This window comes from Acidimicrobiales bacterium (genome assembly GCA_035316325.1).
Lineage (GTDB): Bacteria > Actinomycetota > Acidimicrobiia > Acidimicrobiales > VFJN01 > DASXTK01.
In genome coordinates this window covers 16,505-39,061 of sequence record DATHJB010000069.1, presented here as the reverse complement: position 1 = coordinate 39,061, position 22,557 = coordinate 16,505, and the positions used below count along the sequence as shown (strand labels likewise).

The following is a 22,557-nucleotide window of genomic DNA, read 5'->3' as shown; positions in this document are numbered from 1 at the left end:
CGTGGATCGACAGCTGGGCGAGGATGTAGCCGGTCATTGGTCGCCTCCGGTGGTGAAACGGGTGTGGATCCTGGCGAGGAGGTCGGCGAGGGAGACACCAAAGTATCGACCCGCACCGGACCGTTCATGAGAGCGCTTCCATAGGCACTGTGCCGGGGGTACTGTCGACGGTGAAGCGATTTCCTGGGTGCAGTGCCAGGGGGGAGGGGGTCCCGATGCAGGCTTCTCGTCGCACCGGAGTCCGGAGGTCGGCCGGAGCGCTGCTGGCGCTGCTCGTCGGGGCGGTGTGGGCCATGCCCGGTGTGCGGGCCCAGGAGGTCGGGGCCGAGCAGGTGGTCAACGGCGACTTCTCGGCCGGGATGGCTCCGTGGTTCTCGTCCCCCGATGCCGGCACCGTCGCCGACGGCGTGTTCTGCACCGACGTCCCGGGTGGGCTCGCCAACCCCTGGGACGCCATCGTCGGCCAGAACGACATCGCGCTCGAAGCCGGCGTCACCTACCAGCTGTCGTTCGACGCCTCGTCGACGCCCACCGCCAACCTGCGAGCCGTCGTGGGCCTGGCGGTGGCGCCCTTCGACGCCTACTTCGCCGAGAGCCCGACCGTCGGCGAGTCGCTGCAGACCTACACCTTCACGTTCACGCAGCCCACCTCGACACCGGACGGCCAGGTGGCCTTCCAGCTGGGCGGCGCCAGCACCGCGCACACGGTCTGCCTCGACAACGTCTCGCTCCGCGGCGGAGCCGAGCCCGAGCCGTACGTGCCCGACACCGGGCCACGCGTGCGCGTGAACCAGGTCGGCTACCTGCCGCACGGCCCCAAGGGCGCCACCCTCGTCACCGAGGCGACCGACCGGCTGCCGTGGGCGCTCGAGAACCAGAGGGGCCACGTCGTCGCGCGGGGCCGCACCCGCCCGGCCGGCGTCGACCGCACGTCGGGCCTGAACCTGCACACGATCGACTTCGGCGACGTCACCCGGTCGGACCGCGGCTACACGCTGGTCGCCGACGGCGAGACCAGCCACCCGTTCGACATCGCCTCCGACGCCTACGAGCGCTTGCGGGTCGACGCCCTGTCGGTGTACTACCCGCAGCGCAGCGGCACGCCGATCGACGGCACCATCGTCGGCGACGACGCCTACTCCCGCGCCGCCGGCCACGTGGGCGTCGCTCCGAACCGGGGCGACCTCGACGTGGATTGCCAGCCACCCGAGGTGTCGCTGCCCGTCTACGGCGAGCCGTGGACCTGTGACTACGCCCTCGACGTCGTCGGCGGGTGGTACGACGCCGGCGACCACGGCAAGTACGTGGTCAACGGCGGGATCTCCGTGGCGCAGCTGATGAGCACCTGGGAGCGCAACGGCACCGCCCGCAGCGCGGACCGGGGCGCTCTGGGCGACCGCACCCTGCGGGTCCCCGAGCGGGGCAACCGGGTGCCCGACGTCCTCGACGAGGCCCGCTGGGAGCTGGAGTGGATGCTGACCATGCAGGTGCCGGCCGGCGAGCCGTTGGCGGGCATGGTCCACCACAAGGTCCACGACAGCGCGTGGACCGGCCTGCCGCTCGACCCGGCAGCCGACCCCATGGTGCGCGAGCTGCATCGCCCGTCGACCGCCGCCACCCTCAACCTGGCAGCCGTGGCCGCCCAGGGGGCGCGGATCTTCAAGCCCTACGACCGCGCGTTCTCCGACCGGCTGCTGGGCGCGGCCCGCACGGCGTGGTCGGCCGCGCTCGCCAACCCGCCGCTGTACGCACCGGTCGCTGACGGGGCGTCGGGCGGTGGGCCCTACGACGACACGAACGTCACCGACGAGACCTACTGGGCCGCGGCCGAGCTCTACGTCACCACCGGCGAACGGCGCTTCAAGGACGCGGTGCTGACGTCGCCGCTGCACCGGGCCGACGTGTTCGACGTCGACGGCTTCGACTGGGGCCATGTGGCCGCGCTCGGCCGGCTCGACCTGGCCACCGTGCCCAACCACCTGCCCGACCGTCAGCGGGTGGGCCGCTCGGTGGTCGACGGCGCCGATGCCCTGCTCTCACTCCAGGGCCAGCAGCCGTGGGGCCAGCCGTACGCGCCGGCCGACAACCTCTGGGCCTGGGGCTCCACGAGCCAGATCCTCAACAACCTCGTGGTGATCGCCACCGCCTACGACCTCACGGGCGACGAGGAGTACCAGGGCGCGGTGATCGAGGGGATGGACTTCCTGCTCGGACGCAACGCGCTGAACATCTCCTACGTCACGGGCTACGGCGACGTGTTCTCGCAGAACCAGCACAGCCGCATGTACGCCCATCAGCTCAACGCCGAGCTGCCCAACCCGCCCGTCGGGTTCATCGCCGGCGGCCCGAACTCGGGCATCCAGGATCCCGTGGCCCAGGCCCTGCTGAGCGACTGCCCGGCGACGCCGCAGTTCTGCTACATCGACGACATCGAGTCGTGGTCCACCAACGAGATCACGATCAACTGGAACTCGACGCTCTCATGGGTGGCCTCCTTCGTCGCCGACCAGGACAACGGAGGCCGTTAGTCCCAGGCCAGGACGATTGGACACATCTTCCCGACGTTCGACCTCCTTGGCCTTCACGAACGCGTAGGGTCGATGATGCGGGCATTCGCGGGTTTCCGGCGGCGAACGGCGAAAGTCATAGCGGGATGTCGTCAGTCGGCATGTCGTACGGGTTCACAGTCGGCTAACCCGCGCGAACGTTGGATCCGCTACGGAGGCAATCGCGATGACCATTTGGCGCCTGGTGGCGGCTCTTGTCTGTACGACCGTCGTCACGGGCTGCAGTAGCGGCGGCGATGAATCATCGACAGCAGGCACCGAACTGTCACCGTCGACGTCACCGTCGACGTCGACCAGCCAGCCACCACCACTACCACCGACCTCTGCCAGCGGCGATTCGGATCTGATGACGTTGCCTGACGCGGTCGGCATGGATCTCCAAGCCGCGCAGGACGCCATGCAGGCTGCGGGGTTCTACATCCTCAGGTCCCATGACGCGACTGGTCAGGATCGCTTCCAGGTATCTGACCGCAACTGGACCGTCTGTGACCAAAGCCCGCCCGGCGGCAGTCAGGCGAGCGCCGACACGACGATCGATTTCGGTGCAGTGAAGGACGACGAGTCCTGCCTGTGATCCCGTGTTCGTAGCGATATGACCTCGCCGGTGCGTCGAATGACGAGTTCCAAAGGGGTTGGTGAGTCGTTTGTGGTCGTTTAGTCGTTCTTGAGTTGGTTGTGGTCGGTCTCCGACGACGAACGACTCGACTGTGGGTTGGCGGCTACAGATGACTCGGGACGACCACTTCGGTCGCTCGACGCCCCACGTCGGTGGGCGGGGGTTACGGTGTCGGCGATGCGGGAGGTGCCTGATCGGCTGGCCCGGCTCGACGCCCGGCGGCGTTGGGCCAGGGCGCGTGCGCCTGTCTGGTTCGGGCTGGGCGTCGTGATCCTTGCTGTCGCCCTGGCCGGCACGGGGCTGGTGGTCCTGGGGATGCTGGGCCGCCTGGTCAGCCTGGCCGTCGACCGTCCGCTCCGTGACCTGCCGATCTGGGGATGGGCCGGGTGGGTCGCCGCCGGCTTCGCCGTGGCGGGCCTGGCGCTGGCGGTCGCCTCGGTCGTCTTCTCCGTATTGCGCCGTGGCGCTGAGCTCATCCTGCGTGACGTGGGAGCGGTGCGGTTGGACTCCGACCCGCCGGCCGGGGTCGACGACGTGGACGACGTCGATGACGTGGACGACGTGCTGGTGACACGGCTCCACAACGTGGTCGACGGGCTGTCCCTCGGGCTGGGAGTGTCGCCGCCGAGGCTGGCGCTGGTGGACGACCCCGCGGCGAACGCCCTGTCGGTGCGCGGCTGGAGAGACGAGACCCTGGTGGTCACGTCCGGCCTGCTCCGTCTCACCCGGGACGAGCTCGAGGCAGTCGCCGCCCATGAGCTGGCCCACCTCCACGCCCGGGACGCCCGCTGGGTCACCGCTGCGGCGGCGTCGCTCGGACGTGTCCGAGGAGTCGCTCACGTGCTGGCGGGCGTCGGTGGTCTGTTGCTGGCGATCGTCGCCTTCGGGCTGGAAGGCGGATCGTTCCTGTTCACCCCCTTCGCCGGCGCGCTCCTCATCGGGGGCTTCGCGGTCGCGGTGGATCTGCGGGTCGGAGCCGCACAGGAGAGCATGCGGGTCGAGAGCGACGAGATCGCCGACGTCGCCGCCGTCCTGCTGGCTCGCAACCCGGCTGCGCTCGCCTCGGTGTGCGACCACCTGGCGCACGTCCCCTCGCGGGTGCGGCGCACGAGCTGGCGGGCCGACCACCTGTGGTTCACGCCCCTGCCCGCCGAGAAGGTCTCCGACGGCGACGACGACCCGGTCTGGAGCCTGCGCTTCTGGCGCTCCCTCGCACCAGACCGGTCCGCTTCGGACTCCACGGGAGAGGTCGCCGCCCTGACCGCCCGAGCCACCGCCGCCTATCAGGCCGCGGGCCTCGCCGCTCCGCCCGCTCCTTCCCTCGATCACCCCAGGTGACCTGCTCGGCTGCGGGTCAGCGCGTTCGTCGGGGCGGGTGGTCTGTCATCATCTCGACGTGATGCAACGAGCCGTCGGTGGGGGCTGGTCGTCGTGAGGTGGGGGCTGTACGGGCTCCACAAGGGCAGCAGCGTCGATCCCGACGTGCTGGCCCGTCGGGCACGGCGGGCCGAGGACGCCGGCTTCGAGTCCCTGTGGATCGGCGACCACGTGGCTCTCCCGGTCGATGCCCCGGACCCGCCCGACGAACCTCGCCTCGAGCTCGTGGTCACCTTGGCCCACCTGGCGGCGGTGACCAGCCGGGTGCGGCTGGCGACCGGCGTCGCCGTCCTCCCCGGGCGGCACCCGGTCCTGCTGGCCAAGCAGCTGACCTCGATCGACGTCCTCTCGAAGGGGCGGTTGATCGTCGGCATCGGCGTCGGCCACGTCGAAGCGGAGCTGGAGGCATTGGGAGCGTCGGTCGCCGATCGTGGCGCCCGGACCGACGAGCACCTGGCGGCGATGCGGGCGCTCTGGGACGAGCCGACGCCTTCGTTCGCCGGGCGGTTCGTCTCCTTCTCCGGCGTCGTGGCACGACCGCGACCGGTCCAGAGGCCACACCGCCGATCGTGTGCGGCGGGCACTCACCGGCGAGCTATCGCCGCACGGTCCAGGTCGCGAACGGCTGGTACGGGTGGGAGCTCGATCCTGAGCAGACAGCCGGTGCGCTGGGCGCCCTTGCCGAGGCCGGGGATCGCTACGAGCGTCCGGCCGAGCTGGGCGACGTCGAGATCACGATCACACCACCCGCTGGCTTCGACGTCGACATGGCCCGCCGGTACGTCGACGTCGGCGTCCACCGGCTGGTCCTCCAGGCTCCGACCTCGGAGGGTTCAGCCGTCGACGACCTCATCGAGTCGGCCGGCGACACCCTCGTCGGCGGAGTGTGACGATCACGATCCGCCCGGCTCGGGCCGACGACGGCGTCGTTCTCCAGGAGATCGAGCGGACGGCCGGCGAGCGGTTCCGCGACGTCGGCATGAGCGAGATCGCCGACGCCGATCCGGGCTCGGTGGAGAGCCTGGCCGCTTACGCAGCGGCTCGCCGGTCGTGGGTGGCGACGACCGACGCCGCACCAGGAGCCGTGGGCTACGTGCTGGTCGACGTGGTCGACGGCTGCGCCCACGTCGAACAGGTCAGCGTCCGGCCCGACCACCAGGGCGCGGGCGTGGGACGTGCGCTGCTCGACCAGGTGCGGGCCTGGGCGGTCGAGTCCGGCCGGCCGGCGATCACGCTGACCACCTTCACCGACGTGCCGTGGAACCGCCCGCTCTACCAACACCTCGGCTTCCGGGTGCTGGCCGAGCACGAGATCGGCCCCGAGCTCCGATCCCTTCGAGCCAGCGAGGCAGCCCATGGCCTCGACCCGGAGGTCCGCGTGTGCATGCGCCTCGATCTGTAGTCGGCTGTGGCGATGTCCGATCGCCCCGACGATGTCGACCCTGACATGAGGATCGAGCCCGCGCAGGTGCAGCGGTCGTACGACCGGGTGGCGGAGCGGTACGCCGAGATGTTCGTCGGCGAGCTGGCGGGCAAGCCGCTCGACCGGGCGCTGCTGTCGGTCGTGGCGGAGGACGTGGCGGGTCGGGGCGGTGGGCCGCAGCTGATCGGGGACCTGGGGGCGGGGCCCGGGCAGATCGGGGCGTACCTCGCCGGGGTGGGGGCCGAGGTGACGGCGCTGGACCTGTCACCGGCCATGGCGACGCTGGCGCACGATCGGATGGCGCTGCCGGCGGTGGCCGGGTCGCTGACGGCGCTGCCCTACGGCCCCGGATCGCTCGGCGGGGCCGTGGGCTTCTACTGCCTCATCCACCTCGACGACCACGCCCTGGACGTCGCCGCCGGAGAGCTGGCCCGGGTCGTCGTCGCCGGCGGGCCGCTGCTCGTCGCCTTCCACACCGGCCGGGAGGTGCGACACCTCGACACCTGGCACGGGGAGGACGTCGACCTCGACCTCCGCTTCCTCGAAGCCGGCCCGGTGGGGGACTGCCTCGAGCGGGCAGGGTTCGTCGTCGAGCTCACCGCCGAGCGCCGCCCCTACCCCGACGAGGGCGACACCCGCCGCACCTACCTGCTGGCCCGACGGTCCGTCACTCCTCGGGGCTGAGGGTTGTCAGGCTCTCGGGCCGCCGGGCCGCCGGGCCGGCGGGCCGGCGGGACCGGGGTCATTCGACGAGGTCGGGGTCGGCGGACTCGATCGCCTCGGTGAGGTCCTCGAGGGCCGTGGAGTAGTCGGTGTAGTTGCGGAGCCAGTAGGCGGGCCAGACCGCGGTGGCATCGGCGGCGCCGGCCTTCAGGAACGACCAGCCGGGCTGGCGCGCGGCCTGCTCGACGTTGCCCGGGTAGCCGCGCTGGTCGACGATGAGCAGGTCGGCCTGGTACTTGTCGGCGTTCTCCCAGCTGAGGGTCTCCCAGTACTCGAAGCCCTCGTCGGGGGTGTCGGGGACGACGATGTCGAGGCCCCAGGCGGTGAAGTCGGCCAGCTCGGCAGACTCCTCGGGGACGGCCACGTAGAGCGACTCCGGGGTGGGTGACACCGCCAGGACGCTGAGGTCGGGCTGCGCCTCGGTGGCGGCGGTGAAGTCGGCCTGCGCGGTCTCGAAGCGCTCGCGGTCGGCGACCACCTCGGTGGCGTCGAGGTCGGCGCCGAGGCTGGTGGCGAGCGCCTCGTAGTCCTCGATCATCGTGTGGATCGAGGGCCCCTGCGCCGGCCCCGCGATGGGGGCGATCTCCCGGAGCTGCTGGCTGGCCGCCCCCGTGCCCTCCTCGAGGCCGCTGTAGGCCTCCTCGACCGGCCACCACTCGGCGACGATCAGGTCGGGCTGCAGGGCGGCGACGGCCTCGACGTTGACGATGCCCCACTCCTCGCCGACGATCTCGATGCCGTCGAGGTCGAGGTTGCGGAGCGCCAGGTCCTCCTCGACGGCCTGGTCGGCGTAGATGCCGACGGGGCGGATGCCCAGCGGGATCAGCGCCGCGGCGGAGCTGCCGTGCATCACGATCCGCTCGGGGACGGCGTCGAGCGTGGTCTCCTGGCCCGACCCGTCGACGTAGCTCCAGCCGTCGTCGGCGGCGGCTTCGTCGGTCCCGTCGTCGGCAGTGGCTTCGTCGGTGCCGTCGTCGGCCGCCGATGTCTCGTTCCCATCGTCGTCGGACCCGCACGCCGTCATTGCAAGCAACGCCAACGCTCCGACCAGCACCCCGGTTCGTCTGCCCATGGGCCGGCATGTTGGCCTAACCATGTGGATTAAGCAAGCCTAACTCTCAGGTTCGATCCCCCATCGGGGTGTCGGCGTCCGCGGGACTCCCCCGATCACCCACGGCGGTTGCGAGCGCACAGTGTCGCCATGGACACAACCGCAGTCCTCGACGAACCCCGGGTGACCGCCCGACGACTCCGACCGTTGCTCGGCGGCTCCGTGACCGTGCGGACCCCGTCGGCCCTGCTCCGCGGCACCCTGCTCTCCTGCGTGAGGGGCAGTGCGTGGTTCGTGGTCGACGACGCCGACGTCCTCATCGACCTCGACGAGATCACCTGGATCGTGCCCGCCTGAGCGGTGGCGGCCGAGGCCGAGCGCTACGGGTGGAGGACGATCTTGCCGTGGGTGTGGCGCTTCTCGAGCTCTCGGAACGCGTCCTGGACCTGGTCGAGGGGGTAGACCCGGGCGATGGGGATCTCCAGGCGGCCTTCGGCGACGTCGCGGGCCAGCTCGGCGAGGATCTCAGGGCCGTGGGCGGCGGCGTTGCCGTCGGCCTTGACCCCGTACTTCTGGGCGGCAGCGAAGTCGATGACCGTGTTGATCCGGTCGGGCTTCACGCCGAGGTCGATCGCCAGCTCCACGTAGCCGCCGCCGAACGCGTCGGCCAGGGCGTCGACGTGCCCGCCCGACGCCGCCCGGATGCGATCGGCGACGCCCTCGCCGTAGGCGACCGGGATGACGCCGTGGTCGGCGAGCCAGCGGTGGTTGGCCTCGCTGGCCAGCCCGACGACGGTGGCACCCGTGTTGCGAGCGAGCTGCACCGCGACGGACCCGATGCCGCCGGCCGCACCCGCGACGACGACGGTCTCGCCCTTGACGGGTGACACGGCCCGGACCGAGGCGTAGGCCGCGGTGCCGGCGACGAACAGGGAGCCCGCGGCGTCCCAGGGCACGCCGGGCGGGCGGTGGGTCAGCTTGTCGGTCTCGGTGACGACCAGCTCGGCCTGGCTGGCGCGGCCGTAGGTGAAGCCGAGCACCTCGTCGCCCACGGCGAAGCCCTCGGCACCGTCGCCGACCTCTTCGACGGTGCCGGCGAGGTCGCTGCCCTGCCCCGACGGGAACGTGGACGGCCAGCGGTCGCGCATGAACCCCTGGCGGATGGCGGCCTCGCCGGGGTTGATCGCTGCCGCCGCGACCCTGACCAGCACCTGGCCCGGACCGGGAGACGGTCGCTCGACCTCCACCACCTGCAACACGTCGATCCCGCCGTACTCGTCGAACCGGACAGCTCGAGGCATCGCAGCGCTCCTTCGTCGTCGGATCGTGAGGGTTCAACCTGCGCCCAACGGTGGGGGCCGAGGCTTCATTCCGTCGACATGGCGGACCGGTCGGCCATGCTGGCCGGCATGAGCGAGCTCCTCGGGTTCCACCACGTCGCGCTGACCGTCGGCGACTGCGACGCCAGCGTCGAGTGGTACGCCACGGTCCTCGGCTTCGAGGAGATGTTCCGGGAGGAGACCGAGCCGCGACGGGCCTGCGTCATGCGCTTCCCCGGAGGTGCCGACGGCGTGGCCCTGGTCGAGCACCGGCCGAGCGAGGGCGACGGGTTCGACCACCGTCACCAGGGCCTCGATCACCTCGCCTTCACCGTCGCCTCCCAGGAGGAGCTCGAACGGTGGGCGGAGCGACTCACCGGGGCGGGCGTCGAGCACTCGGGTGTGATCGAGATCCCGCCGGGCGCCATCCTCAACCTCAAGGACCCCGACGGGATCGCCCTCGCCCTGTTCTGGGATCGGCGGGGCGACGAGGTCAGATCTCGATGACCAGGTCCCGTGGGTCGTCGGGCTCGCCGGACTGGTCGCCCTCGAGGGTGTGCTCGTAGGCGTCGCGTGGCGGCTTCCCCTCGACGAACTCGCCGAGGGCCATCATCGCCCGGCCGACGGCGATGGAGTCGGTCGAACGAGGCCGGGGTGGCGTGCTCGTCACGGTCGTCGGGTCGACGCCGTCGGCTCCGGGTCGCTCGCTCATGCGGGCCACGCTAGCGGCGGGTCTCCTCGAAGCTCCGGCGGCGGGGTGCGGGCCGGACCCGGGCTAGGCGGAAGCGACGGACCGATGCCATGGGGCCGCACGGTCGTTGCGGCGCCGACGAACCGAAACGGTCGCTCGACACCGCAACGATGGCGACAGCCCGACAACACCACCGGGGACCCGACCGAGGCTGAGAAGGCGCCAACTGAACGGCATTGACCGCCTGAACCGCGCCCGTCAGGGCTTGTGGGCGACGGCGGCGTAGATGGGGGTGAGGCGGGTGGGCGGGGAAGGGGTGGGGGCGACGGCGGTGGGGCGCCAGGTGTCGATGGGGACGAGGCCGGGGGAGACCAGGTCGAGGCCGTCGAAGAAGCGGGCGATCTCGGCGTGGCCCCGCAGCGACCACGCCTCGCGCAGGGCCGCGGACAGCCGGGCCGAGGCCTCGGGCATGCCCTCCGCCTCGAGGTCGTCGCCGGCGTGGGCGATCACCAGGTAGCTGCCCGACGGCACCCCCTTGAGCAGCCGGGCCACCAGGCCGTGGGGGTCGTCGCCGTCGGGGACGAAGTTGAGCGTCGTCGGCAGGATCACCCCGACCGGCAGCGTGAGGTCGAGGGTGTCGGCCGCCTGTCGCAGGATCAGCGGGGGGTCCCGCAACGAGCCGTGCAGGTAGGCGGTGGCGCCCTCGTCCGACCCGACCTGCAGGCAGTGCGACTTGGCCAGCGCCACCGGGTCGTTGCCGACGTAGACGACGCGTGCGTCGGGCGCCGCCATCTGGGCCACGTCGTGGACGTTCCTGTCGCTGGGGATGGCCACGCCGACGTTGAGGAACTGCCGCACCCCGGCCTCGCCGGCCAGGAAGCGCACCGATCGGCCGACGAACGCCCCCAGCGTCCGCACCGCGGCCTGCGCCGTCTTGACGCCGCCGGGCAGTGCCTGGCTCATGCGGTCGGCGACGTCACGATCGGCGGCGAAGTTGTCGTCGCCGCCGGCGAGGTAGTTCTGGATCCGAGCGGCGTGAGGCACGTCGCCATCGATCGCGAACGGGTCACGATCGTGGTCGCTCGGGCTCGACGGATCTCTCAACTCACGCCTTTCGGGCACGTGAAAGTCTGCCCAGTGTAGGGATCCCGTCAGGATCCGTCCTGGTGAAAGCAGGGGCGATTGCTTGACACGGTCGGCCTCGGGCATTAGATAACCTTCTAGTTATGGAACTAGCCGGTTATGAAGAGATGAGCCCGGAGCAGCTGGACGCCACGTTCGCGGCGCTGGCCGACCGCACGCGGCGGGCCATCCTCGGCCGGTTGGCGTCGGGCGAGGCCACCGTCACCGAGCTGGCCGAGCCGTTCGCCATGAGTCAGCCCGCCGTGTCGAAGCACCTCAAGGTGCTGGAGCGGGCCGGGCTCGTCACCCGCAGCCGCGACGCCCAGCGGCGGCCCTGCCGGCTGGAGGCCCGCCCCCTCAAGGCCGCCACCGACTGGCTCGCCGACTACCGCGACTACTGGGAGGCCAGCTACCAGCGCCTCGACCGCCTGCTGGGCGAGCTGACAGCCGTTGAGGCCCGCCGGTCCCGCGACCGCAAGAAGGGCAAGCCGTGAGCCTGCGGGTGACGACGCCGAACGAGACGGACCTCGTGCTCACCCGGCAGCTCGGGGCGCGGCGGGAGCTCGTGTTCAGGGCGCTCACCACGCCGGACCTGCTCAAGCGGTGGCTCGGGGCGCAGGGGTGGCACCTGGTGGAGTGCGACATCGACCTGCGTGTCGGCGGCGCCTGGCGGTTCATGTCCCGAGGGCCGGGCGGGGCGACGATGGGTCACGGCGGCGTGTACCGCGAGGTCGTCGCCCCCGAGCGGCTCGTCTACACCGAGTCCTACGACGACCAGTGGTACCCCGGCGAGGCGCTGGTCACCGCCGTCCTCACCGAGGCCGAGGTCGACCAGAGCGACCGCACCGTCCTCACCACCACGTTGACCTACCCGTCCCGCGAGGTGCGCGACGCCGTCACCCGCACGCCCATGGAGCGCGGCGTCGGTGAGGGCTACACCCGCCTCGACCGGGTCCTCCGCGACCTGACCACCACCGAAGGAGACACTCCACCATGAACTGGACGCTCGAGGTCGTCATCGTGCCCGTCACGGACGTGGACCGCGCCAAGTCGTTCTACGCCGACCAGCTGGGCTTCGACGTCGACCACGACACCGACCACGGCGACGTCCGCTTCGTGCAGCTGACGCCGCCCGGCTCCGGCTGCTCGATCGTGATCGGCAAGGGCCTCGACGCCATGGAGCCCGGGTCGCTCAAGGGCGTGCAGCTGATCGTCGGCGACCTGCCCGCCGCCCGGGCCCAGCTGGTCGAGCGGGGCGTCGACGTGGGCGAGATCCAGATCGCCGGCCCCACCGGGTTCCGGCCCCGCACGGAAGCCGACACCGACCTCGACAACGTCGGCGTCATGTCCTTCGACGACCCCGACGGCAACAGCTGGGTGGTCCAGCAGATCACCGCCCGCGCCGGGACAGCCTGACCAGCTGCCCCGGCTTGGGGTGGCGGGCTCTGTCGGCGGGTGAACGTGCCGTCGAGGACAGGTTCACCCGCCGCCGGTTGGCCAACGGTTGGTCACGCTGCGCTCACGGATTGAGGCAGACGGTGTCCTTGTCGCCGAGCTCCGCGATCGGGATGCGGTGGTAGGTGCCGTCCGGGCAGGTGATCCTGGGGTTCAGCTCGGTGAACATCCCGTCGGGCGACTCGTAGCCGGGCACGTTCCACACGTGGACCATGTAGGCGGTGAACGCGATGAAGTTGCCGCCCGCCTCGGTGCACATCTGCTCGGTGACGCCCTCGAGGTCGGCGCCGAACGGCGTGTCGATCCCGCCGTCGGCGGACGCCGTGATGCACACCCGCTCGTGGTAGTGCCAGTGGTCGTTCGGTCCGACGAACCCCTCGGGCTCGGTGTCCATCCCGGCGGCCATGAACATGTATCCGGCGAGCGGGGCATCGGAGGCGAGCCCGTCGTAGATCAGCAACGGCCGGGCGAGGTCCTCGGCATCCATGTCGCCGTCGTTGTTGAGCCCGTAGTCGGGGCTCATGTAGTGGGTGCCGAGGCCGGGGGAGAAGGGGCCTGCCCGGCTCCACCCGGCGGCCTCGGCAGCGCCGAGCGTCGGGTACTTCGCCACGAGGTCGGCGGTGGCGGCGAGCTGGCCCGACAGCGCCACGGTCTCGTCGGGCGTGAGCGGTTCGTCCTGGCCGCGCTCGTGCTGGTGGCCGTTGGACAGCTCCGAGAAGCCCTTGTCGTCGGCCCCGGCCCCCGAGGCGGCGCCGCCGTGGTCGTGGCCGTTGGCGTCCATGGCGGCGTGCGAGCCGTGGCTGCCCGAGGCGTGGTCGCGGGCCGACGGCGACGCGACGGCGGCCGTCGCGAACACCACGGCGGCGACCGCGCCCACCAGGCCCAGGCTCCGCGACCGGAACAGTCGGGCGCCCGGCCCCACCAGCAGCGACAGGGCGGCCACCACGGCGACGGCCTCGAGCGCCACGCACACGCCGTCGACGATCGACACCGACTCGGCGTGCCCGGAGTGGGAGCCGAACGGCAGGCCGGCGGTGCGGCTCACCGCCCAGGCGCCGATCAGCGCGACGCCGCTCGCCGCCGTGACGCCGTACATCCAGCGGGCCGGCCGCACCACCAGGGCGACGGCCAGCGCCAGCTGCAGCCAGCCGGCGGCGACGAACCCGGCGCCTTCGACCGCCGACTCGCCGAGGTGCGACGGTGCCATGGCGAAGTGGATGGCGCCGGCGCCGCCGAGCAGGGCAGCGAGCAGCCAGTGCTCGACGCCGACGCCGGAGCCGGTGCCGGCATCCGGATCTGTGGGTGGGACCGCGGACGCGACGGCCGGCGCCGCGTCCTCTCGGTCGAGAACGTCCGTCATCGTGAAACCCCCATCGACGGACCCCCCGTCCGCCTCGGTACCACCGTAAGACACCTGACTTATCAGTCAAGGGCGAACAGGTGACAGACGCGCCGACAGCCAAAGAGGCCCTGACCACCGGACCGTGGCCAGGACCTCTTGCTGGCGGTCGTGCCGCCGGGCCGCAGCCGGAGGGTTCGCCGCCGACCCTCCGGCTGCTCCGCCGGGTCCGACAGCCGCTACCGCTGGCGCTGGGAACAACCGCCAAGACAGCAAGGTACGCGGGCACCCGTCGCGGGGGATCAGTAGCTCCTACGTATTCGTGCACGACCTGATACGTAGAGGTCAGAGCGTGTCCCGGGGAGCCTTTACAGGACGCCCGCATAGGATCCGGGCGTGGTCACGCGCTGGCCGCTGGTGGGACGGGACGTGGAGCTCGAACGCTTGCGGCAACTGTTGCGAGCCGACCGCGGACCGAGGGGGGCCGCGGTCTTCGGGGACGCGGGCGTCGGCAAGACACGCCTGGTCGCCGAGGTGATCGAGGAGCTGCAGGCCGACGACGGGAACGGCGGGACGTCGGTCGAGTGGGTGCGGGCGACGGAGGCGGCCAAGCGCATCCCGCTCGGGTCGTTCGCCCACCTGCTGGCCCCCGGCGACGAGGCCCACCAGCGCGAGGACCTTCTCCACCTCGCCCTGGCCCGGCTCCACGAACGGGCGGGCAGCGGTCGCTTCCTGCTGGCCGTCGACGACGCCCACATGCTCGACGACGTGTCGGTGGCGCTCCTCCACCTGGCGGTGACGCAGTCGGACATCCGGGTGCTGCTCAGTGTCCGCTCGGGCGAGCCGGACCTGCCGCGCGGCCTGGTGGCGCTGTGGAAGGACGAGCTGCTGACCCGCGTCGACGTGAGCCCGCTCGACCGCGACGCCACCGAGAACCTCGTGCTGGCGGCGCTGGGCGGCGGGGGCGGGGGCGTGCCGGCGTCGCTGCTCGACCGCATCTGGCAGCTGAGCCGGGGCAACGCCCTGTTCGTCCGCGAGCTGGTCACCGCCGCGGTCGAGCGCCGCGGCGCCGGTGGCGGGGGCGGCCGCATCGTGCTGCCGGCCAAGGGCACCCGGGAGCGGCTGCGCGAGCTGGTGGAGGAGCGCCTGCGGCTGCTCGAGCCCGACGCCCGCGCTGCGCTGGAGATCGTGGCGGTGGGCGAGCAGGTGCCACTCGACGTCGCGGAGCGGCTGGCCGGCGTCGCCCACCTCGAGGTGCTGGAGCGGCGGGGTCTGGCCGAGATCGTCGACACCGACCGGGGCGGCATCGTCCAGGTGGCCCACCCCCTCTACGGCGAGGTGCTGGCCGAAGGGCTGCCGCGGGTGCGACGGCGGGCACTGCTGCGCGACCTCGTCGAGGCGGTCGGGGAGCGCGACGCCGACCCGCACTTCGACCGCCTGCGACTGGCCACCTGGCGGCTCGAGTCGGGCGACCCCGGTGACCCCGAGCAGCTGCTGCCGCTGGCTCGGGAGGCGATGGGTCGCCTCGATCACCACCTGGCGGAGCGGCTGGCCCGGGCCGCCGGCGGCACCGCGCGGGCCGACGCCGGCCTCGTGCTCGGCGAGGCGCTGTCGGGGCAGGGCCGCATCGACGACGCCCAGGCCGCGCTGGCCGGCCTCCAGGCGTCGGACCCGGAGCTGGTGGCGCGCATCGCCATCGCCCGGGCCAGCGAGCTGTTCCTCCACCTCGACCGCTCCGGCGACGCCTTCGACGTGCTGCGCACCGCCGACGACGAGCTCGACGGCCATCCCGGCTGGCAGGCGGAGTGCCGCTCGGTGCTGGCGCAGATGTACATGTTCTCGCTGCGGCTCGACGAGGCCGGTGGGATCGCCGACGCCCTGCTGGCATCGCCCGACGTGCCCGAGCCGGCCCGGGTGCGGGCGGTGAGCGTGGCGGTGACCGCCTGGGGTGCCGACGGCCGGATCGACGCGGCGCTGGGCCTGCTGGGCGACGACCTGCACGCCTCCGCCCGGCGCCACCGCCTCGAGGTGCCCTACGGCGACCTGCAGCTGCGCATGGCCAAGTTCCAGGCCCTCTACTGGGCGGGCCGGGTGGAGGAGATCGACGCCTACACGGTCGCCAACCTGGGCCTCGACGTAGTCCACCCGCCGCCGTCGCTGCGGGGGATCCTGGCGGGGTTCCGGGGCGGCGCCCTGCTGCTGCGGGGCCATGCCGCCGACGCGCTGGCCGAGCTGCAGCGGTCGTCCCGGGCGCTGGAGGAGAACGACTGGTTCGGGCAGCGCCCGCTGGCCGAGGCGATGCGCACCCGGGCGGCCGTGTTCGCCGGCGATCTCGACACCGCCGAGGCCGCCCTCCGCGACGCCGACGTCGCCTACCGGGCCGACCCGCTCCGGGGCGCCCGGACGCTGCCGTACATCGAGCTGTCGCGGTCGTGGCTGCTGGCGGCGCACGGCGACGTCACCGAGGCGGCCCAGCGGTGCCTGGGCCTGGCCACGGCGATGGAGCTCGTGGCCAAGCCCGTCGCCGTGGAGGTCCTGCACGCCGCGGTCCGGCTGGGTCGGGCGGCGGACGCGGCGGAGGCGATGGAGCGCCTGGCGCTGGTGGTCGACGGCCCGCTGGTGCAGCTGATGGCCCGCCACACGCGGGCGCTGGCGACGGGCGACGCCGCCGGCCTGGCGTCGGTGGCGGGCGACTTCGCCGCGCTGGGCGCCGACCTGCTGGCGGCGGAGGCGTACCGGTCGGCGGCCAACGCCCTCCGGCGCGAGGGCCTGGGCGCCTCGGCGTCGGCGGCGGCGCGCCGGGCCGAGGAGCTGCTGGACGTCTGCGGGCACCCGTCGTCGTCGGCGTTGGAGCTGCTGGTGGCCTCGGGCGAGGAGCTGACCGACCGTGAGCGCCAGGTGGCGCTGCTCGCCGCGGCGGGTCGCACCAGCCCGGAGATCGCCGAGGCGCTGTACCTGTCGGTGCGCACGGTCGACACCCACCTGCACCGCGTGTACCGCAAGCTGTCGATCGACGGCCGCCACGAGCTGGCCCACGCCCTGGGGACCACCGGAGCGCGGGTTACGTAGCGCCTACTGATGCCGGGGTCAGCCGGGGTACGTACGTTGCGACCTGTGAGCGAGCCTCTCGCCGTCGGGGCCGGTGCCCCCGCCGACCCCGATCCGCTCGCCCCCGACGACGTGGTCGACGCGGTGGCGGCGTTCGTCGACGACCTCGTGGAGGACGACGGCGCCGAGGGCGAGGGCGGCGATAACGGGAACGGCGAGGTCGACGAGGAGGACGACGCCGACCCGGATTGACGTGGTCGCGGGCGGTACCGTCAGGCGGATGTCGTGGCCTGTGGGCGTGGGCGGGAGCTAGTCGATGCTGCCGTTGCGCGACGAGAACCCGGTCAGCCGGCCGCCGATCGTCACCTGGCTGATCATCGCGGCCTGCATCGTCGCCTACCTGGCCTGGCAGCCGGGCCCGTTCGCGAGCAGCGACCAGGACAGCAGCGACGACACGGTCTTCTTCCTGGAGAACGCGGCCATCCCCTGCGAGGTGCGGGAGGGCCGCCCCCTCGACCTGCAGGAGGTGGATGCCACCTACCGGTTGGGCGACGTCGACTCCTGCGACGTCGACGACGGCGAGTCCGACGCGGTCTTCCCCGACAAGAACGTGTGGCTGTCGGTGGTCACGTCGATCTTCATGCACGGCAGCCTGTGGCACATCGGCGGCAACCTGCTGTTCCTGTGGGTCTTCGGCAACAACGTCGAGGACGTGATGGGACGGTTGGCCTACCCGGTCTTCTACCTGGTGGGCGGCATCGTGGGCACGCTCGCGCACGTGGCCCTCGAGCCGGACTCCACCGTGCCGGTGGTGGGCGCGTCGGGTGCGATCGCCGCGGTGATGGGCGCCTACCTGGTGCTCTTCCCCGCGGCCAGGGTCCGGACGCTGGTCTTCTTCGTGGTGGTCGACATCCCGGCTGCCGTTCTGCTGCTGTTCTGGTTCGTGCTGCAGTTCTTCACCGACCCGAACGACAGCGTGGCCTGGGCCGCGCACGTGGGCGGGTTCGTGTTCGGCATCCTCGCCGGCCTGGTGGTCCGGGCCGTGCGCGGCCCGACGCGTCCGGTCGCCTTCAACTGGTCCGGCCGCTAGAGCGGACCCCTGACTGCCTGTTGTCTGACGGCGCGTCAGGTCGGGTTTTACTGACTGGATGGAACGCAAAGCGTTGACTTACTGACTCATGTCGGGTTATGACCTGGTGCAGGTGGCCGTCCTGACTGGGCGGCTCCATTGCCTAGGGGGGCACACAGTGATCTCGATTCGCAGCATCCCGTGGCGTCGCGCGGCCGTAGGGCTGGTCCTGACGCTCGTGCTCGCGGCCTGCGACTGGCGCGGGCCCGAGCCGACGGAGGCCGTCCTCATGGCCTCGTCGGGGCCGTACGCCGTCGGCTCGGTGGCCGTTCCCAGCTCGGCCGGCTTCGGCGGCGGCACGCTCTACTACCCGGCGAACACGTCGGAAGGGCCGTTCGCCGTCATCTCGATCTCCCCCGGCTTCCTGTCGGCACAGGACGCCATCGCCCCGTGGGGCCCGCGCCTGGCGTCGCACGGCTTCGTGGCGATCACCATCAACACCACCAACTCGTTCATCCAGCCGGAGCAGCGCTCCACCGAGCAGCGCCAGGCCCTCGACTACGTCGTCAACCAGGGCAACACCCAGGGGAGCCCGGTGTTCGGGAAGGTCGACGGCACCCGCCAAGGGGTCGCCGGCCACTCGATGGGCGGCGGCGGGTCGCTGATCTCGCTGCGGGACGACCCCGACGTCGACGTCGCCGTGCCGCTGGCGCCGTGGAACGGCAGCAGCAGCTTCTCGACGGTCAACAAGCCGGCCCTGGTGATCGCCTGCCAGAACGACGCCGTCGCTGCGGTCGCCTCGCACGCCTCGCCGATGTACAACTCGCTCGCCGGCGAGAAGCAGTACATCTCGTTGGCGGGTGGTGACCACTTCTGCGCCAACTCGCCGGCGTTCGGCTCGGGGCTACCGGGCAAGTACGCGGTGGCGTTCTTCAAGCGCTGGCTCGACGGCGACACCCGCTACGACCCGTGGACGTGCGGCGCCTCCAGGCCCGTCGCCGGCGGGACGCTCAACGAGGTCCGCAGCACCTGCCCGTTCTGATCACCCGCTGATCACCGACTGATCACCGACTGATCACCGACTGATTCCGGGAGGCACCGGTTCGGGCCGTGGGAGAGCCACGGCCCGACCGGCTCCCGGTCGACGCTCACTCGTGGCTGAGGATCGGGGCTCTGGCCTGGTCGGCGGCCATCCGCTCTGCCACGCGGACCTTCGCCTGCACCTGCGTCGCCAGCCGTCTGGCCGTGGGGATGTCGAGCCGGCAGGTGCGGCCGTCGGTCGCCTCCAGCTCCACCCAGTAGCGGCACTCGTCGTGGTCGACGTCGACGCGCAGGCGGGCCTTCACGTCGACCGGTCGGCGGCGGCTCATCGGGCCGTTCCCGTCGGTCCCGTCGGTGCAGTCGCGTACACGTTGCGTAGTGTCGGGCCGGCACCCCGGCGATGACCAGAGTGCTGGCCCCCGAAGTAGCGCGGCCTGAGCGCGGAAAGGCCCGTATGGGCAGGGTTTTCGCGTCGGCCCGGGGTGGGTACTGTGGCCTCTCCGGGGACAGGACCGGCAACTGCTCGGGGGAGCACGGGGGTACGGGAGGACAGCCATGGCGATGGCACGCCACCGGCTCAAGGCACGGCGGGAGCAACAGGGTCTGACCCAGGAGCAGCTCGCGCTCTCGATCGGCGTGGCCACGTCGACCTACCGGGAGTGGGAGCGCGGCCTGTCGACGCCGCGGGTCGGGTTCCGGCCGCGGCTCGCCGAACGGCTCGACGTGTCGCTGGTGGAGGTCGACTCCTACCTCAACGCCAACGCCAACGCCAACGGCGAGGCCGAGGGCGGGGGTGCCGTCGCGGCGCCGAGCGGTCAGGCCGTGCCGACGTGGCTGACGCTGTACGCCTCGCTGGAGCAGGGTGCCTCCCATCTGTGGGCGTTCCAGCCGATGACGGTGCACGCCCTGCTGCAGACGCCGGCCTACGCCCGGGCGGTCGAGCGGGTGGGGCCGCGCCCGGCGAGCGACGAGTGGGTGGCGCGGCGCGTCGAGCTGCGCCTGGCCCGCCAGGGCGTGTTGATACGGAAGCCCGATCCGTTGCAGCTGGCGGTCGTGCTGGACGAGTCGGTGCTCCTCCGCCTCACGGGCGGGCCGGTGGTGATGGCCGCGCAACTCGCCCACCTGGCGGCGATGGCGCAGCAACCCAACGTCGACCTGCGGATCCTGCCGCTGGTGGCGGGCGTGCACGCGGCCTCGTTCGGGGCGTTCACGCTGCTGGCGTCGCCCGGAGCGACGACGGCTCAGATGGCCTGCGTCACCGACCGGACCGGGGTCCGGTACCTGGAGGGGCCCCACGCCGTCGACGCCCACGTCGAGGTGTTCGACCACCTGTGCGAGCACTCCCTCTCGCTCACGGAGTCGGTCGACCTCATCCGCAACATCGCCGAGGAGCGATACCAATGAGCGACCATCCTGATAGGCCCAGCTGGCGAAAATCGACGTACAGCGGGCAGAACGGCGACTGCGTGGAGGTGTGCGAGGTCGGCGACCTGATCCTCGTGCGCAACAGCCACCGCCCCGACGCCGGGACCATCGAGTTCACCCGGTCCGAGCTGGCCGCCTGGGTGAACGGCTGCAAGGCCGGCGAGTTCGACGACCTGGCGGACGCGATGTAGTCGGGGGTCTCCGGGGTCGGAGGACTTACGGCTGGTGGGCCGCGGGGAGGACGTAGGCCTGGATCAGGCGCACGGTGTCGGTGCCCGTGAGCAGGATCACGGCATGCACCCGGCCCTTGATCACGGCGACGACCCCGGCCTGGTCCTCGACCGGGAAGGGCACCAGGTCCATGCCGGTGGCCGGGCCGAACAGCCGCAGCAGCCGGCCCGCCACCTGGTCGAACCCCTCGGCGTGGACGAACGGGCCGTGGCCGACCAGGACGGCGTCGCCGGCGACGTCGGGGTCGAGGACCTCCACGAGCGCGGCGAGGTCGCCCCCGGAGGCGGCCGCCACGAACCGCTCGGCCAGCAGGCTGTGCCGGGCGGCGGCCGGGGTGACCAGGTGCCGCTCGCCGTCGGTGCTGGTGCCGTCGGTGTCGTCGGTGTCGGTGCCGACGTCGTCGCCGGCGCGCACCGAGCGTCGGGCCCGGCTGGCGAGCTGGCGGCAGGCCGCGGGGGTGCGGCCGACGATCTCGGCCACCGCGCCGAACGGGAAGCCGAACACGTCGTGGAGCACGAACGACGTGCGCTCCGCCGGTGACAGGCGGTCGAGGACCACCGCGAGGGCCTGACGGACCTGGTCGTCGAGGGTCACCCGGTCGGCGGGGTCGTCGGTGCCGCCGTCCTCGGGGAGGGTGTCGGCGACCGACTCCCGGCGGCTGTACGCCGAGCGGAGGCGGTTGAGGCTGAGCCGCCGGACGACCACCGTCAGCCAGCCCCGCACGTCGTCCACCTCGCCGGGCGGCATCTTGACGAGGGCGCCGAACGCCTCCTGCACCACGTCCTCGGCGGCGGCGGAGTCGCCCAGCGTGCGCTTCGCCAGGCTCAGGAGGTAGCGGCGGTCGTCGCGCCAGGCGACGTCGAGGCGAGGGTCGGGCATGGGGTTCTCCCAGGGGCAAACGTACCGGTCACCCCACACGACAAGACAGGACCCCCAAAATGTGACAGCGGAGCGGCTTGCCGCCTCCACCGTTTGGGGCGGCGGCGGGTGGTTGGATGGGTGACATGCAAGCCGCCGTGTCACATCCGGGGCCGCCGTCTTGTCGTCTGGGCCATGAACCACACCACCGACCAGCTCCCCCCGGCGGCGGTCGGCGTCCACGGCCTGCGCAAGACCTGGCCCGGCGGCGTCGAAGCCGTGAAGGGCGTCGACTTCGACGTCGCTCCCGGCGAGGTCTTCGGCCTCCTCGGTCCCAACGGCGCCGGCAAGAGCACCACCATCGGCATGCTCACCACCACCGTGGTGCCCACCGGCGGGCGGGCCCACGTCGACGGCTTCGACGTGTCCGACCAGCCGATCCAGGCCCGGGCCGCCAGCGCCGTCGTGTTCCAGGACCCGGTCGTCGACCGGGCTCTCACCGGCCGCCGCAACCTGCTCCTCCACGCCCGCCTGTGGGGCGTGGGCGCTCGGGACGCGGCGGCGCGGATCGACGAGCACGTCGACGGCTTCGGGCTCACCGGCATCCTCGACCGCCCGGTGTCGACCTACAGCGGCGGGCAGCGGCGGCGGCTGGAGATCGCCCGGTCGCTGCTGTCGAGGCCCCGGGTGCTGTTCCTCGACGAGCCCACCGTCGGCCTCGACCCCCGGATCCGCTACGAGCTGCTCGACCTCATCGGCGGCCTGCGGGAGCGGTCCGGCCTCACGGTGCTGCTCACCACCCACTACCTCGACGAGGCCGAGCGGCTGTGCGACCGCATCGGCGTGATGCACGAGGGCGAGATCGTCGCCCTCGACACGCCGGCCGACCTGCTCGCCGGGCTCGGCATCGACGTGCTGGAGCTGCGGGTCGACTCCTCGCCGGCCGCCGCTCGTGCGCTGAGCGGACTCCGGGCCGGTGGCTTCGCCGGCGACGACGTTCTCGCCCTCGGCTCCACCGTCACCGTGCCCCTGCACGGCCGTCCCGCCGCCGACGCCCTCGACGCGCTCGGTCGCGCCGGTGTCACGCCCACGGCCGTGACCACCCGTCGGCCCACTCTCGACGACGTCTACCTGCGCCTCACCGGCGGCTCCCTCGCCACCCCCGCGGCCGCGGCATGACCTCCCCCAACGTTTCAAAGGAG

Annotated in this window: 26 protein-coding genes; 18 read left to right on the top strand and 8 right to left on the bottom strand. The window is 72.2% G+C overall.

Translation table 11 applies throughout. The features are described from left to right. Positions 1–215: 215 nt before the first annotated feature. The 3 genes from VK611_09545 to VK611_09535 all read left to right on the top strand — a co-directional run bounded on the left by VK611_09545 (position 216) and on the right by VK611_09535 (position 4,521). On the top strand, positions 216–2,528 hold the full coding sequence (locus VK611_09545; protein HMG41563.1) for a glycoside hydrolase family 9 protein: 2,313 nt from the start codon (positions 216–218) through the stop codon (positions 2,526–2,528). A 205-nt stretch (positions 2,529–2,733) separates the two neighbouring features. Further along, the gene (locus VK611_09540) at positions 2,734–3,141 is read left to right on the top strand and encodes a PASTA domain-containing protein (protein ID HMG41562.1); all 408 of its coding nucleotides are present in this window, start codon (positions 2,734–2,736) and stop codon (positions 3,139–3,141) included. A gap of 219 nt (positions 3,142–3,360) precedes the next feature. Beyond that, positions 3,361–4,521, top strand: coding sequence for a M48 family metalloprotease (locus tag VK611_09535; GenBank protein HMG41561.1), 1,161 nt, complete (start codon positions 3,361–3,363; stop codon positions 4,519–4,521). Between the two features lie 48 nt (positions 4,522–4,569). On the opposite strand, the gene VK611_09530 is transcribed toward VK611_09535, so the two are convergent. Further along, positions 4,570–5,013: a hypothetical protein gene (locus VK611_09530; GenBank protein HMG41560.1), complete on the bottom strand. Its 444-nt coding sequence runs from the start codon at positions 5,011–5,013 to the stop codon at positions 4,570–4,572. Positions 5,014–5,129: 116 nt separating this feature from the next. Between VK611_09530 and VK611_09525 the strand changes: the two genes are divergently transcribed. From VK611_09525 to VK611_09515, 3 genes are read left to right on the top strand one after another with little or no spacing between them, the layout of a single operon-like run. Then, positions 5,130–5,450 carry a hypothetical protein gene (locus tag VK611_09525; protein HMG41559.1) on the top strand — a complete coding sequence of 107 codons (321 nt, stop codon included), beginning with the start codon at positions 5,130–5,132 and terminating at the stop codon, positions 5,448–5,450. Beyond that, a complete protein-coding gene (locus tag VK611_09520; protein ID HMG41558.1) occupies positions 5,447–5,962 on the top strand; it encodes a GNAT family N-acetyltransferase in 516 nt (171 codons plus the stop codon). The genes VK611_09525 and VK611_09520 overlap by 4 nt, the downstream gene beginning before the upstream one ends. Before the next feature lie 45 nt (positions 5,963–6,007). Next, positions 6,008–6,667, top strand: coding sequence for a methyltransferase domain-containing protein (locus tag VK611_09515; GenBank protein ID HMG41557.1), 660 nt, complete (start codon positions 6,008–6,010; stop codon positions 6,665–6,667). Positions 6,668–6,725: 58 nt separating this feature from the next. Here VK611_09515 and VK611_09510 read toward each other — a convergent pair whose 3' ends face one another. Then, on the bottom strand, positions 6,726–7,778 hold the full coding sequence (locus VK611_09510; protein ID HMG41556.1) for an ABC transporter substrate-binding protein: 1,053 nt from the start codon (positions 7,776–7,778) through the stop codon (positions 6,726–6,728). 129 nt (positions 7,779–7,907) lie between these two features. Here VK611_09510 and VK611_09505 point away from each other — a divergent pair, with 129 nt between their 5' ends. Continuing rightward, complete coding sequence (locus tag VK611_09505) at positions 7,908–8,114, top strand: hypothetical protein (GenBank protein ID HMG41555.1); 207 nt, start codon at positions 7,908–7,910, stop codon at positions 8,112–8,114. A 23-nt stretch (positions 8,115–8,137) separates the two neighbouring features. Here VK611_09505 and VK611_09500 read toward each other — a convergent pair whose 3' ends face one another. Further along, on the bottom strand, positions 8,138–9,058 hold the full coding sequence (locus tag VK611_09500; GenBank protein ID HMG41554.1) for an NADP-dependent oxidoreductase: 921 nt from the start codon (positions 9,056–9,058) through the stop codon (positions 8,138–8,140). A 78-nt stretch (positions 9,059–9,136) separates the two neighbouring features. Here VK611_09500 and VK611_09495 point away from each other — a divergent pair, with 78 nt between their 5' ends. Continuing rightward, entirely contained in the window at positions 9,137–9,583 is a 447-nt protein-coding gene (locus VK611_09495) for a VOC family protein (GenBank protein ID HMG41553.1), read from the top strand. Here VK611_09495 and VK611_09490 read toward each other — a convergent pair. Continuing rightward, a complete protein-coding gene (locus VK611_09490; protein HMG41552.1) occupies positions 9,570–9,788 on the bottom strand; it encodes a hypothetical protein in 219 nt (72 codons plus the stop codon). The genes VK611_09495 and VK611_09490 overlap by 14 nt on opposite strands. Before the next feature lie 237 nt (positions 9,789–10,025). Beyond that, on the bottom strand, positions 10,026–10,976 hold the full coding sequence (locus VK611_09485; GenBank protein ID HMG41551.1) for an SAM-dependent methyltransferase: 951 nt from the start codon (positions 10,974–10,976) through the stop codon (positions 10,026–10,028). A 17-nt stretch (positions 10,977–10,993) separates the two neighbouring features. Here VK611_09485 and VK611_09480 point away from each other — a divergent pair, with 17 nt between their 5' ends. The 3 genes from VK611_09480 to VK611_09470 are packed head-to-tail and all read left to right on the top strand — an operon-like array spanning position 10,994 to position 12,305. Further along, complete coding sequence (locus tag VK611_09480) at positions 10,994–11,383, top strand: metalloregulator ArsR/SmtB family transcription factor (protein HMG41550.1); 390 nt, start codon at positions 10,994–10,996, stop codon at positions 11,381–11,383. Next, the gene (locus tag VK611_09475; protein ID HMG41549.1) at positions 11,380–11,886 is read left to right on the top strand and encodes an SRPBCC family protein; all 507 of its coding nucleotides are present in this window, start codon (positions 11,380–11,382) and stop codon (positions 11,884–11,886) included. Before VK611_09480 ends, VK611_09475 begins: the two co-directional genes overlap by 4 nt. Next, positions 11,883–12,305 (top strand): VOC family protein, encoded by a 423-nt coding sequence (locus VK611_09470; protein HMG41548.1) that lies wholly within the window; start codon positions 11,883–11,885, stop codon positions 12,303–12,305. Before VK611_09475 ends, VK611_09470 begins: the two co-directional genes overlap by 4 nt. A 103-nt stretch (positions 12,306–12,408) precedes the next feature. Here VK611_09470 and VK611_09465 read toward each other — a convergent pair whose 3' ends face one another. Further along, entirely contained in the window at positions 12,409–13,704 is a 1,296-nt protein-coding gene (locus VK611_09465; protein ID HMG41547.1) for a hypothetical protein, read from the bottom strand. Positions 13,705–14,079: 375 nt separating this feature from the next. Here VK611_09465 and VK611_09460 point away from each other — a divergent pair, with 375 nt between their 5' ends. From VK611_09460 to VK611_09445, 4 genes are all read left to right on the top strand, one after another. After that, complete coding sequence (locus tag VK611_09460) at positions 14,080–16,752, top strand: LuxR C-terminal-related transcriptional regulator (GenBank protein HMG41546.1); 2,673 nt, start codon at positions 14,080–14,082, stop codon at positions 16,750–16,752. 45 nt (positions 16,753–16,797) lie between these two features. Continuing rightward, a complete protein-coding gene (locus tag VK611_09455) occupies positions 16,798–16,983 on the top strand; it encodes a hypothetical protein (GenBank protein HMG41545.1) in 186 nt (61 codons plus the stop codon). 64 nt (positions 16,984–17,047) lie between these two features. Then, positions 17,048–17,821, top strand: a complete 774-nt coding sequence (locus tag VK611_09450; GenBank protein HMG41544.1) for a rhomboid family intramembrane serine protease — start codon at positions 17,048–17,050, stop codon at positions 17,819–17,821. A 157-nt stretch (positions 17,822–17,978) separates the two neighbouring features. After that, positions 17,979–18,842 carry an alpha/beta hydrolase gene (locus VK611_09445; protein HMG41543.1) on the top strand — a complete coding sequence of 288 codons (864 nt, stop codon included), beginning with the start codon at positions 17,979–17,981 and terminating at the stop codon, positions 18,840–18,842. Positions 18,843–18,948: 106 nt separating this feature from the next. On the opposite strand, the gene VK611_09440 is transcribed toward VK611_09445, so the two are convergent. After that, positions 18,949–19,170: a hypothetical protein gene (locus VK611_09440; GenBank protein ID HMG41542.1), complete on the bottom strand. Its 222-nt coding sequence runs from the start codon at positions 19,168–19,170 to the stop codon at positions 18,949–18,951. A 226-nt stretch (positions 19,171–19,396) separates the two neighbouring features. Here VK611_09440 and VK611_09435 point away from each other — a divergent pair, with 226 nt between their 5' ends. Beyond that, positions 19,397–20,245 (top strand): helix-turn-helix transcriptional regulator, encoded by an 849-nt coding sequence (locus VK611_09435; protein HMG41541.1) that lies wholly within the window; start codon positions 19,397–19,399, stop codon positions 20,243–20,245. Continuing rightward, positions 20,242–20,457, top strand: coding sequence for a DUF397 domain-containing protein (locus tag VK611_09430; protein HMG41540.1), 216 nt, complete (start codon positions 20,242–20,244; stop codon positions 20,455–20,457). Before VK611_09435 ends, VK611_09430 begins: the two co-directional genes overlap by 4 nt. Before the next feature lie 25 nt (positions 20,458–20,482). On the opposite strand, the gene VK611_09425 is transcribed toward VK611_09430, so the two are convergent. Next, the gene (locus VK611_09425) at positions 20,483–21,376 is read right to left on the bottom strand and encodes a sigma-70 family RNA polymerase sigma factor (GenBank protein ID HMG41539.1); all 894 of its coding nucleotides are present in this window, start codon (positions 21,374–21,376) and stop codon (positions 20,483–20,485) included. Between the two features lie 174 nt (positions 21,377–21,550). On the opposite strand from VK611_09425, the gene VK611_09420 reads away from it, so the two are divergent. After that, positions 21,551–22,534, top strand: coding sequence for an ABC transporter ATP-binding protein (locus VK611_09420; protein HMG41538.1), 984 nt, complete (start codon positions 21,551–21,553; stop codon positions 22,532–22,534). Positions 22,535–22,557 lie beyond the last annotated feature (23 nt).